Source organism: Leyella stercorea DSM 18206, from assembly GCF_000235885.1.
GTDB classification, from domain to species: Bacteria; Bacteroidota; Bacteroidia; order Bacteroidales; family Bacteroidaceae; genus Prevotella; species Prevotella stercorea.
Map to the genome: position 1 here is coordinate 1 of NZ_JH379458.1, position 1,905 is coordinate 1,905.

General features: G+C 52.8%; 1 protein-coding gene. It reads left to right on the forward strand.

The features are described 5' to 3' along the window. The first annotated feature begins 412 nt into the window (after positions 1-412). Positions 413-1,894 (forward strand): Na+/H+ antiporter NhaC family protein, encoded by a 1,482-nt coding sequence (locus HMPREF0673_RS10955; RefSeq protein WP_007902306.1) that lies wholly within the window; start codon positions 413-415, stop codon positions 1,892-1,894. The last annotated feature ends 11 nt before the right edge of the window (positions 1,895-1,905 follow it).

Here is a 1,905-nt window from a genome sequence, read left to right on the forward strand (position 1 = left end):
TTTGGAGACCTTTTTTTGTTTAGGAGGGTATGGCATCATGCCATACCCACGCCGCCTCCTATGGTTTGTGATAGCGTGGGTATAGCAAGATGCTATACCCTCCTAAGGTTTGTGTTTGCGTGTAAAGTCAAAACTCAATTAATGCGAGCTGCGCTCGGCTTTGCCGCTTGCCAGAGCAAAAAAGCCCAACATCACATAGCCCAGGGCAGCGCCCTGGGTATTGAGTGTATATATTGAGTACGCAAGATCTAATTTTGTTGTATATCTATACGATATTTTATTCATTAGTTTATTCTTTATTGTAATTATATACGCTTTTATGGTGTAGAATGTTGTATATATGCAGAAAACACAGTAACTTTGCATGTAATAATAGTAAATAGTGATGTATAAATATACACAATGTTTCAGGATGAATACAATGGAGAATCACAAGGAAGGAAGAAAAAGTGGACAAGTAACCGCTAAACACGCAGCAACTGCGCATTTGAAGAAGCGTCCGTCGGCGTTGCTGTCATTCACACCGATTGCGTTGCTCGTGGTAATGCTCGTTGCGACGATACGAGCGTTCGGCAGCGACTCGCTGGCAGGAGCGTCGCAGGTGACATTGATAGCCGTATCGGCGTTCTGCGTTCTCATCGGCATGGACTATCTGAATGTGCCGTGGTCAAGTTTTGAGAAAGCTATCACGAAGAACGTGTCGAGCGTGTCGAGTGCGTTGATAATACTGCTGCTCATCGGAGCTTTGGGCGGCGCATGGATGGTGAGCGGTGTAGTGCCCACCTTAATATATTATGGTATGCACATCATCCATCCGTCGGTCTTCCTGGCGTCCACCTGCCTTATCTGCGCCCTTGTCAGTCTGATGACCGGTTCATCGTGGACCACCATCGCCACCATCGGCATTGCGCTCATGGGAATTGGCAGAGCGCAAGGCTTCGCCGACGGTTGGGTGGCAGGAGCGATAATCTCCGGCGCTTATTTCGGCGACAAAATCTCGCCACTCTCCGAGACAACCACCCTCGCCTCGGGCAGTCTGGGCGTGCAGCTATTCAGACATATACGCTACATGCTGCTCACCACCGTGCCCTCGATAACCCTCGCGCTGATAATCTTCGCGGTGGCAGGACTCACTATCGACACCACGGAGACGCAGGAATTAGCCTCGTTCATGGCAGCCCTCGACGGACGCTTCAACATAACGCCGTGGCTGCTCATAGTGCCCGTAGCCACTGGCGTGCTCATCGCGCGCAAGACCCCGCCAATCGTCACTATCTTCTTATCGACACTTCTCGCTGTGGCTTGCGGACTCATCTTCCAGCGCGAGGCGTTGGCAGAAATCGACCCGTCGATGTTCAAGGCGGCGATGATGAGCGTATACGGCGAGACGACGCTGAGCACATCGAACCAGATGCTCACCGAGCTCGTGTCTACGCGCGGCATGGCAGGTATGACCGACACCATCTGGCTCATCATCTGCGCCATGTGTTTCGGCGGAACGATGGCAGCAAGCGGAATGGTGGGTGGTATCACCCGACTGTTCATCCACATGGTGAAGGGTCGCACGTCGCTCGTGGCGTCTACAGCCACCACCGGCGTGATGCTCAACGTAGCCATCGCCGACCAGTATCTGTGCATCCTGCTCACCGGCAACATGTTCCGCGACGTTTACGACCGCGAGAACTACGAGCGCCGCCTGCTGAGCCGCACGACAGAGGACGCCGTGACCGTGACCTCAGTGCTTGTGCCGTGGAACACCTGCGGCATGACGCAGAGCACCGTGCTCGGCGTGGCGACGACCACCTACCTGCCCTATTGCTTCTTCAATATCATCTCGCCGATAATGAGCGTCGTTGTGGCGGCAATCGGCTACAAAATGTCTTTTTTTAAATAAGGTTGACACCC